At 65.8% G+C, this 11,214-nt stretch carries 4 protein-coding genes; all 4 read right to left on the minus strand.

The genetic code is table 11. The features are described 5' to 3' along the window. Positions 1–42: 42 nt before the first annotated feature. Positions 43–1,041 carry a dTDP-glucose 4,6-dehydratase gene (gene rfbB, locus M2432_RS25475; RefSeq protein WP_280829624.1) on the minus strand — a complete coding sequence of 333 codons (999 nt, stop codon included), beginning with the start codon at positions 1,039–1,041 and terminating at the stop codon, positions 43–45. Further along, positions 1,041–1,910 carry a glucose-1-phosphate thymidylyltransferase RfbA gene (gene rfbA, locus M2432_RS25480; RefSeq protein ID WP_280829625.1) on the minus strand — a complete coding sequence of 290 codons (870 nt, stop codon included), beginning with the start codon at positions 1,908–1,910 and terminating at the stop codon, positions 1,041–1,043. Before rfbA ends, rfbB begins: the two co-directional genes overlap by 1 nt. Further along, the gene (locus tag M2432_RS25485; protein WP_280829626.1) at positions 1,907–8,509 is read right to left on the minus strand and encodes a beta-ketoacyl synthase N-terminal-like domain-containing protein; all 6,603 of its coding nucleotides are present in this window, start codon (positions 8,507–8,509) and stop codon (positions 1,907–1,909) included. The genes rfbA and M2432_RS25485 overlap by 4 nt, the downstream gene beginning before the upstream one ends. Then, a partial coding sequence (locus tag M2432_RS25490) for an SDR family NAD(P)-dependent oxidoreductase (protein ID WP_280829627.1) occupies positions 8,506–11,214 on the minus strand: 2,709 nt, incomplete at its 5' end. The genes M2432_RS25485 and M2432_RS25490, both read right to left, overlap by 4 nt.

Genomic DNA, 11,214 nt, shown 5'->3' on the forward strand with positions numbered 1-11,214 from the left:
TTGCGCTTCCTGTCCGTCATTGCCCACGCGGGCCGAGCTCGCTCATTGCCCAAGGCGGGCATAGAACGCCTCTGTGACATTTTTGGCCGGCGCCCACCAGTTCTCGTGGTCACGATACCAATCGATGGTCACCGACAGGCCCTGCTCGAAGTCGCGGTACCGAGGACGCCACCCCAGTTCGGTGCTCAGTTTTGTCGCGTCGATCGCATATCGCATATCGTGGCCGTTGCGGTCGGTGACGTAGTCGTACGCGTCTACATCCTGACCCATCAAGACCATGATCAATTCGACGACGGTCTTGTTGTCCTTCTCGCCGTTGGCGCCGATGAGATACGTCTCACCGATTCGGCCCTCTTCCAAAATCTTCAAGACCGCCGACGAGTGATCGTCAGCGTGAATCCAGTCACGGACGTTGAGACCTTGGCCGTACAGCTTGGGACGAATGCCCCACAGGATATTCGTGATCTGCCGCGGAATGAACTTCTCGACGTGCTGGTACGGGCCATAGTTGTTGGAGCAATTCGAAATGGTCGCGGCCACCCCGTAGGACCGCACCCACGCCCGCACCAGCATGTCGCTGCCGGCTTTGGTCGAGGAGTACGGCGACGACGGATTGTATGGGCTGGATTCGGTGAACCGAGCCGGATCATCCAACTCCAGATCGCCGTAGACCTCGTCGGTGGAGACATGGTGAAACCGCTTGCCGTGCTTGCGAACTGCCTCGAGCAGAACGAACGTACCCATCACGTTGGAGTGCAGGAACGGTTCCGGGTGACTCAGCGAGTTGTCATTGTGCGTCTCGGCGGCGTAGTGCACGACTGCGTCGACCGTCGCTACCAGACTGTCGACCAACTCGGCATCTGCGATATCGCCTTGGATGAAGTTCACCCGTGCCGCAGGCAGGTCAGCCAGCGACTCGCGATTGCCCGCGTACGTCAGTTTGTCCAGTACCGTGACGTGATGGTCGGTGTGGTTGACCACGTAGCGCACGAAGTTGGAGCCGATGAAACCGGCGCCTCCGGTGACGAGAAGCCGAGCCACTAGGCACCCCTTTCAAGCAGATCCAACAAATATGTGCCATAGCCGGACTTAACCATCGTCAAAGCTCGCTCGCGCAGCTCATCGTCTGCGAGAAAGCCTTGCCGCCAAGCGATTTCCTCGGGAACGCCGATCTTCAAACCGGTCCGCCGCTCCATGGTGCGCACATAGTCGGCGGCGTCGGTCATCTGGTCGAAGGTCCCGGTGTCCAACCATGCGGTCCCACGCGGCAGCACTTGCACCCGCAATCGGCCCTGCTCCAGATAGGCGCGGTTGACATCGGTGATCTCGTACTCGCCACGATCACTCGGGGAGAGGTTCCGGGCGATCTCGATGACGTCGTTGTCATAGAAATATAACCCCGGTACCGCATAATTGCTCTTCGGCTTTTTGGGCTTCTCCTCCAGCGACACAACCATTCCGCCGGGATCGAATTCCACCACACCATACGCCGAAGGCTCGGCCACCCAGTAGGCGAAGACCGCCCCACCGTCGATGGTGTTGAAGCTCTTGAGCTGGGTGCCCATTCCCGGCCCATAGATCAGGTTGTCGCCCAGCACCAGTGCGACCTTGTCGTTCCCGATGAAGTCGGCGCCGATGGTGAACGCCTGAGCCAGCCCGTCCGGGGACGGCTGCTGAGCGAACGTGATCGATACTCCGAACTGCGATCCGTCACCCAGCAGCCGCTCGAAACTGTCTGCGTCGTGCGGCGTCGTGATCACCAAGATGTCCCGGATGCCTGCCAGCATCAGTGTAGACAGCGGATAGTACACCATCGGCTTGTCGTAGACAGGGATCAACTGCTTGGAGACGCCGAGCGTGATCGGGTGAAGGCGGGTACCTGAGCCGCCCGCGAGGATGATGCCCTTCATGACGTCTTGCGGATGACGCGAACGCCCATCCCGTGCGTGTCGTAGATGCACAGATCGTCGCACCAGAACCGGCCGTCGAACACCACCAGCACACCCCGGTCATCGCTTTGGGTGGACAGGATTTCGATCTCGGATTTGGTTTGCTTGTTTGTCGGTGTCACCTGGCCGCGGAACTTCCAGCTGAACGTCTGATCCAGGGCGACGGGCTCGAACTCGAAATCGTCGCCCGTTCCGGCCAATCCCGACAACCGCACAGCCGCGCGGGCCGCCTGTTGCATGGCCTCCAGCCCCAGCGAGCCGGGTTGCACCGGGTCCTGGAAGAAGTGGGCCTTGAAGAACCAGGCTTCGGGGGTGACGTCGTACTCGGCGACCAGCCGGCCCAGACCCGCTTCTCCCCCATCCGGCCAAAACTTCACCCGGTCGAGCACCTGAAGCCGGCCCTGGTCCAGCCACGGCGCGCCGTCGAGCTCCGGCGCCCGATACGACAATGCAACGGGAGCCGGTTCGGAAAGTGCCTCCAGCACACCCGGTTTCATCCGCAGTCCGACTTGGGTCTTCAGCGCCTCGGGGCTGAAGAACCCGAATGCCGTCTTCATGGTCATGACCACTTCGTCATCCTGGGTACAGACGACATCGAAGAACACGATCGTCGAGCCGGCGCCGTCGGCGAACCGCTCCAGGGTCGATGTCACCCGCAGCGTCCCGACTTTCGCGGGCCGATGCTGGACGACCTCGCCGCCGTCGAGATTCCGGAACACCACGTCGTCGGGGCGGTTGGCGGCGAATCCGTTGTACGACGACAGCCAGCCGCAGGGCTGCAGCAGGATTTCGATCAGCACCGGCATCGGGACCGCATCGACGTGGGCGTCGCCGAAATACCACTCGCCTTCGGGGACGTCGTATTCGGCGACGACGGTGCCGCCCTTGGTCGGGACCCCTGGCGGGCTGGAGACGCTGAGCACCCGCGACATGAAGTGGTACGGCTCGTCGGGCAGACGCGGCGCCCGGCGGGTGCCGTCGAACGGTGCGTACAGAGCACCGAACGCATCCGACGGCATACCGCGACCGCACGCCAACAGGGCGCCCTGATCGCCACGAACATCATTGGTACCGGCCAGGATCTGCACCGGACCGGGCGCACCCGGGGGCATCGGCCAGTCCGGAACCAGGCGCATACCGAAGCGCCGGGCGTGGAACACCTTGAAACCGTCACTGCGGCAGAGCAATGCGGCGAACACCGTCGGCGTCGGCCCGTCGATGATCTCCTCGATGAAGACCTCGTAGTCGAGCATGTGGTCGGCGTCCGGGGTGACCTGCCCGCGGCAGACGAAGCGCGCCATATCGTCGGGCACCGGCTCGAACCGCCAGCCATCGCGCTCGATGGTGAACCCGTAAGCGGCCATCGCGAAGGACAGGGCCTGGGTGGCCGCGTCCGCCATCAACGTACCGGGCATGCACGGGTCGTTCTTGAAATGCCCGTCGTAGAACCACATGTCCTTCGGCACCGCGGCCGTGGCGCGCAGATAGCCACGGCCCCAAGGCCCGCCGTTGGGATCGAACTCGGCGATCTCGTCGATCAGTCGCAGTTTGCCCTTCGGCAGCGACGGCGTCCGGGTGTGGGCGGCTGCCCGCTCGAATCCACTGCCGAAGCACGGGTACGCGTGGCCCTCGGTGAAGGCCTCCACGTCCTCCTTGGTGAAGGAACGCTTTTCGGTGATGACGGCCGGCTCGTCGCGGACCGCGCCCTCGCGCGGGGCGTCGTCGGCGGCATCCCACAACACCCCGTCGGACTCCGCCAGCTCGGCATCGGAGAAGAAGCCGGCCTGTCCATTGCGCACCGAGATCATCAGCCGGTCGCCGATGTAGCAGTCGTAATGGAAGAAGAACAGCCGGGTGTCACCGGTTTTCGCGTGACCGTCGATGTGGATCTCGTAGTGCAGCGTGTCGCCACCCATGGGCAGTTCGCCCATGAACGTCAGGTCGCACCCGAGCAGGCGGTAGACGCGTTCGCTCTTGTTGGTGAAATCCGCACCGAGCCACGAGGCGAGCAACAGGTCGGCCTGCCCGCTCTCGATCACCACACCGGGCGACATCCGGCCGTTGTGGATATACCAGGCGTCGGGGTCGACATCGGTTTCCGTGACGATTAAGCCGGTGCCCATGGTGCCGGGCTCGCCCTCGATGCTCATCACCCGGTCGGCGAGAAGCAGTGGCGGTTCGGGCATCCGGACCAGGCGCTCGTACTGGTCGTACTCGGCGAACTTCGGCCCCATGACCTCCGAAACCTTGCCGCCGGCAAGGACTTCCAGCTGCGCGCGGGACCACAGTGGCTCTTTGACCGGCGCCGGCCGCTTGCTCGGCGCCGGTGTGCTCGGTGTGGGTGCGGGTGTGCTCGGTGCAGGTGTGGGTGCGGACGTCACCCGCGGCGGTGGCGGTGGTGACTGCGGAACCGGGGGTGCCGGCGGGGGTGGCGGCGGTGCACTCGGGGCCGGCGGCATCGGCGCGGGCACGGGCGCCACCGGTGCCGGAGCGCTAGTCACAGGTGCTGGCGCGGTCGTCACAGGTGTGGGCGCAGGCGCGTAAACCGTTGGGGCACTGGCCGTGACTACCGACATCGAGCCCCGTCGTCCCGACACCAACGCGAGAAGATCGCCGCGCGATTTCAGGAACGACGTGTGAGCCTCTGCCTGCCGCTCGAGAAATGTCGTATGCGCATTACTCACCGAGGCAACGAGATTCAACGCCGCAGCCGTCTGATCGCTGACCGCCGCAGCTGCCGGGGCAACCGACCTGGCGACCACGGTCGTCGTATCCGGCACGGTTTGGACAACGACTTCCTGGACGACTTCCTGGGCGACCGCCAGCGGCGCGGGCTGGGCCGGCGCGAGCGGCATGACTTGAACACTTCCGTGGTCCACTTTGGGCATGGGCGCACTTCCATTCTTGGACGCCTCGGGCGTCGCTACACTTCGGGACGCCACCGGCGTCGGTACATTCCGGGACTGCTCTGGCGTCGAAACATTCTCTGGCGCCTCGGGGACCGAGACGATATCCGGCCAATGGGCGGCAAGCGTCAGCTTGCGGGCGTTCTCCGACGGTGCCGCCTGACCCTGCTCACGCAATTGCTTGATCCGTGCGTCGAACGCATCGACATCGACCGGCAGCCCGTGAACCCAAAGCTTGCACACGCTTTCGGCCAAGGCCCGCAGCCCACGACGTTCCTGGGCATCGAGCGCGACCGCCAGATGCGGCCGATCGCCAAGGATTTTCGACACCGCTCCGGTCAGGATCGCGCGGGGCCCGTGCTCGACGAAGACCCGAACGCCGTCCTCCCATGCTTGGAGAATCGTCGCGGGAAAATCGATCGGTTCGAGGGCTTGCCGGGTGATCGCCTCAGCGGCCGCCTCCCGGGTCGGCACATAGGCACGGTTGACGGCGTTGGTGTAGAACCGGATATCCGGCGCCTCGTGCGTCTCCCGGGTGTGGATGTTGCGCCAGGTATCAGCGAACGGTGCCATGGCTTCGCAGTGGATCACCATGTCCAGGCCGAGCGGTATCGCGGTTGCGCCGTCGACGGCGTCGATCACCCGTCGGCACGCCGCGGGGTCGCCGCCGATGACGCAATCATCCGGTGCCTGAACAATGGTCATGTAGGCGCGCGGCTCAACAGCCAGCGCCGCTTCGACCACCGCGCGAGGCGCGGTGATACGCCAGCACTCCCAGGGAGCCGGTTGATTCCCCAGCCCCCAGTCGGCCGCAGCCACTCGGCATTCGCCGGTCAGCTCGTCGCCGTACATACCCGACGCCTCGATCTCGCCCAGCATGGGTTCCAGATCCCGCCAGACCCCAAAGGCCAACAGCGAATTCGTCTCACCCGACGAAAGGCCAATGGCCGCCGTTGGTTTGAGCCCGAGGACGTTCCGAGAGAACTCCGCCTGCGACTGACAGACCAGAGCACACCCCGTCAGCTGGGTACGTGGATCGAGGGTCTTGATCCCGGCACCGTGCAGAGCGCGCGCCAGCTCGCCGACGCCGGAAAGGCGTGCCGTGAGCGCGTCGCCAATCTCGGGCCACGCGAACAACAAATCGCGCCCAGCCCCCGGGTAGGCCGCAGCCGCACCGGTGAACGTGAACGCCAACTCCCCGGTCATCGGGGCCTCGGCGAACGCGATACCAGGGATGACCGGTACCTCGCCACGTTCCAGGCGTTGCACTGCCTGCTGCCGAAGCGTGTCCAACGTGGCCTGGCTATCGCCTACCAACGAACAACGCACCGGCCCATTTCCGCCCGGTTCACCGCCTTGCATCCGGCTCAGCAGATCAGCCCTGCTATCGGCGGCATACCGTTCCGACACCGGAACGACGCCAACCGCCAACGGCTTGGGCGCTCCATCGGCCGCAGACACCGTGATGCCGTCGGCATGTCCGCCCAACGCCTCGATCCAGACCGCAGCGGTGGTGCCACCCGGTGCAGGCTGGGCACCGGACTGGTCCACCCGCACGCGTGCCCGCACTGCCTCGGCACGCGCTGCGATCTCCACGGCGGCGCTGGCCGCATGCGTGCGGCCGATCCGTCGTTCCGCGAAGTTCGGATCCGTCGCGATCGGTTCATCGTCGGTGTCGATCACGGCGATGATCTCGTCACCCGCGGCTTCGGCATCGGCCCGCCGCTTGAGAACAAACGCCACAGCTGCGTCGCCGTGCCCCATGCTCGTATCAGAGTCGAGAGCATCGGCGGCCCGCGAATGCGCTGGCTCACAACACATATCGACCGCGCCCGCGACAACCGTGTCGAGTTCGCGATGCCGCAGCGCCCGGATGCCGATCTGCAATGCGGTGACCGCGGACAGTTCCTCGGTGGAGACGGTGAAACCGAACCCGCGGAAATCGCGCTGCGCGTGTATGCGGTTGGCGGGAATGTTCGGCATGGTGCCGATCACGCCGTCGGCGGTCAACTGCGGAGCAGCCTCCTTGTTGGCCTCCAACCACCGATCGTCGTCGGTGTTCAGCACCCGCAACCGCTGCCGGGCAATGGTGGCGTCGCACCCCATGCCGACGAACACCCCGGTCCGTTCCGGATCCGTGGTCACGTTGTTCAGCGCCTGCGCCGCGGCGGCCAGCATCACAGTCTGTTGACTCAGGCTGCCGGCGAGCTCCTTGGGCGGAAAACCAAGCCCCGCAAGGTCGAGCTCGATGACATCGAGTCGGGTAGGTTGCGCCTCAGGTCCGAAGACTCGGCGACGGAACGCCTCCGCGTCGCGTGCATCACCCGTGACCACACCGAGCCCGCAGATGACGATCTCGTCGGTCGGCAGCTGCTGCCGAGCAACCGAAGGCCTTGGCCCGCGGTAATTCTCGACGATCAGGTGCGCATTGTTGCCACCGAAACCGAAGTTGCTGACGGCTGCGCGCTTGACAGGCCCCTCCCACGGCGTGGGGGTGGTGATCAACGTGAACGGCGTATCACCCAGCTTGTCGGTCGGCTTCTCGCACAAGGTCGGCGGAATGGTCGATGCCTGCATGGCGGACAGCACATTCACCAGGCTGGCCGCGCCCGACACCGTAATGCTGTGGCCCAGATTGCCTTTCAACGCACCCAATTTCAGCGGAACGTCGCCGTAGGCCGCTGCGATGCTCTGCAGCTCGGTGGCATCGCCCAACGGAGTGCCTGTGGCATGGCAGTCCACATAGTCGATGTCGGCCGGCGTCAGCCCCGCCTGCTCCAGGGCCGATGTCATGGCACGAGTCTGGCCACCCACCGCCGGCGCCAGGAAGCCGCTCTGGCGTCCGTCGTTCGAAAGCCCAACTCCCAGAATCACACCCAGGATCTGGTCACCGCCGCGCTCGGCATCTTCCAGGCGCTTCAACGCGACCAGCGCAGCACCTTGTGAGGGCACCAGGCCATCAGCCTCCGCGTGGAACGGGCGAGACCGACCCGACGGGCTGAGCGCCTGCAGCGACGTGAAACCCAGATGCAGGAACAGGTCATCCGAACCGTTGACGCCGCCGGCGAGCATGACGTCAGCGTCGCCATCATGCAACGCATCACATGCCAGTTTGATGGCATAGAGCGATGACGCGCACGCCGCGTCCAGCGCATAGACCGGGCCGTTCATCTCCATTGCCCCGGCAACCAGGTGCACCGGCAGCCCTGACGAGAAACGGTTGCGCGGATCGTCGTTGCCTTCGCCCGTCCACACGGCCTCGACAAACGCAGTGCCCATGGTGCTCGGATACGACAGGTTGCCGACGATCAGACCGGTCCGCGGCGCCGCGAGCGGCCCGCCCAGAGCCTGCTGTGCGCACTGGGCAAGCCACGGAACGATCGGATCGAGCTTGTCGAGATCCGGTATCCGCGCGGCGAATTGGGTCAGGTCGAATGACGTTTCGACATGACCGCCGGTCGCCGAAGACACCCGCAGCCCCAGCTTGTCGCTGGCCTTCAGCTTTTCGGGGTCTACCCCACGCCAGTGATCGCGCGGGGTCGGCGTCAGCAGGCAGCGTCCACCCATTGTCGCGTCGAAGAGCGCCTCAGGACTGGCCGCACCCGGCAGTACGCAACTGCGCCCGACAATCGCAACGGGGTCGAATTCGCTCATGCCGAGGTATCCGCTGCATTGCCTGCAGCGTAGAACTCGACGCCCTCGAGCACTGCGACGGGCGCACCGTCGGAGGTCTCGAACGCGATGTCGAAGTCGACGCGCTTGTCGTTGACCGGATGCGCCGCCAACCGGCAACGCCCGATACTGCCGTCACCGAAGGCACGGTGCAGGACAACGCGGCCAATCCGTATCGGCAGCACTAAGGGACGTCCCTGCGCATTCGCCCATACAATGCCCAGCTGCAGCCCACCGTCGATGCCGGCGGCGTCGATCGCCCAGCCGTTCTTCGGCCAGCCGAGTTGGTCCAGGCTCTTCAGAGTCGCTGTGCCACCGGCAGTTCCGTAGGTATCGAGCTGCTCGATCACGGCGAACTGCGGCCCATGGAACAGCGCGCCGGCATACGCCTCGTCGACGCTTATCGGCCACGCCGACCCCGACACCTGCGGCACCGACACTTCCGGTGACGCGACGGCGGCCGTGTCCACGGTGGCGCGGTAACGCGCCCGGCCCTCACGATCATTGATCGAGACGGTGTACGACGCACCGGCCGGCTCGAAATCGATGGTGAGAGACTGCCGTTCACCTTCGGCGAAGGTGACCCCCGATAGCACCTGGAAGTCGCGGACGACCGGGCACGCATCGGCGACCAGCCCACGCGCCGCACGCAGCATTGCGTCCAGCGCGATCACCACCGGCACCACCACCCGGCCACGCACCTGGTGATCGGTGAGCACCGGCAGATCTTCGGCCGACACCTCCCACTCCAGGCGCGCAGCGCGCAACCGCGGCTCCGCTGGGGCTGCGACCACGACGGCGGTCGCCGACGAGCGGCACAGCGCGTGCTCGGCGAAGAACTGCGCACCCTCGGCGATCGGGATGACACCGACACCGCCGGCGAGGAACCGGCTCTTCAGCGTCGCGTCGACCATTCCGCCGTCCCATGGCCCCCACCCGAAGGCGCGAACCACACATTCACCGTTGCGGCGCGTGGACTCTCGGGCCGCGATGGCCTCCAATGCCGCGTTGGCCGACGCGTACGCGGACTGCCCGGGGTTTCCTGCCCGTGCCGCGATCGAGGAGAACAGCGAGATGAAGCGCAGCTCGTCGGACAACGTCGCGTCCAGAAGTGCTTCTGCACCAATCAGTTTGGTGGTGAACACCTTGACGAAGCCATCGTCGTCGAGATCTTCCAGACGCTTGTCGGCCAGCACACCGGCACCGTGGACAACACCGACGATCGGCCCGAAGTTCTGCCGTACCTCGTCTAGCACGCTGTCCAGCGCAGACCGATCGGTGATGCTCGCCGCGAAGTACCGCGCCGGCGTGCCCTGCTGCTCGGCGGCAGACAAGGTAGCGCGGACTTCCCGCTCGGCCAGCATGCTCTCGGCCTGCGCCCGTGCTTGCGGCAGGGTCAGCTGCTCGCCGCGAGCCCGCGCCGATGCTGCCAGTGCGGTGGCGATCTCGGCGGCTGTGGTCCCGGACGGCTCGTTCGCGCTGACCTCACGCAACGGCGTGCGACCAAGAAGGGCGAGCCGCAGACCATGACGCTTCGCCAGCGCCAGCGCCGACTCTGCCGTCACACCACGCGCTCCACCGGTGACCACGACCACGCCGCCCGGGGCGACGCTGATGACCTCACCCTGGCCGACCGACGATTCGATGTCGTCGACGGCGACCAGGCGGGTGCCGTCGGCGCGCAGTGCCACCTCGACACCGCTGCCGCCTTCGAGCAGTTCGGCTGCCAACCGTTCGGCATCCAGGTTCTCGATATCGATGGCGCGAACCGAGGCGTTGGGCCACTCCCAGCCGGCGGTCTTCACCAGGCTGGCGACACCGACCGGCACATCCGCTGCGACGAACCGGGCACCGGTCGACTGCACGGTGACGAAGAGCCGGGTGTGTGCACTGCTCTTGGCCACGCTGCGCGCTGCGTGGAATGCGCGCACGTGCATCGCCACACAGTCTTCGGGTGTGCGCGCCGGCGCCAGTGCAGCCAGGCTGATGACGGCACCCGCTTCGGCAGGCGCCTCGTCGACAGCCTGCGCCTGCAGCCCGCGAGCGCTCAGCGAACGCGCGAGAGCCTCGGCGAAGCCGGGGTCTTCCCGGGTGATGAAGACGACGCCGTCGCGCAGCCCTGCCATCGCCAGCCCGCTCGGCGGTGCCGCGCGAAGCTCAGCCTCGGTGCAGGACAGACCGACCGCCGCTGACGGGGCCGAGTGCTGCACTGCCGCAGGCTGTTCGGTACGGCCGCCGGCCGCGAAGCCGGAGACGGTGTCGACGACGTCCTGCAGTGTGCGCAGGTTCGCCAGCTCAGAAGCCGGAATCTCCGGAGCCCCAGGGAACTTCGCCTGCAGAGCCGCCAAAATCTCGACCTGCTTGATCGAATCGATCCCCAGCTCGGCCTCCATCTCCATGCCCAACCCGAGCATGTCAACCGGATAACCCGTCTTCTCCGAAACGATCGCCAGCACAACCTCACCCGCCGGCGGACCAGCCGGAGCCACTACCGCAGCAGGCGCAGCCCCAGCAGCCGCAGACACCGGACCAGCGAAGTCAGCGATCGTGTCGACCACATCCTGCAACGTGCGCAGGTTCGACAACTCTGACGCCGGAATCTCCGGAGCCCCAGGGAACTTCGCCTGCAGAGCCGCCAAAATCTCGACCTGCTTGATCGAATCGATCCCCAGCTCGGCCTCCATCTC

It is taken from the genome of Mycobacterium sp. OTB74 (genome assembly GCF_029892685.1).
GTDB lineage: Bacteria > Actinomycetota > Actinomycetes > Mycobacteriales > Mycobacteriaceae > Mycobacterium.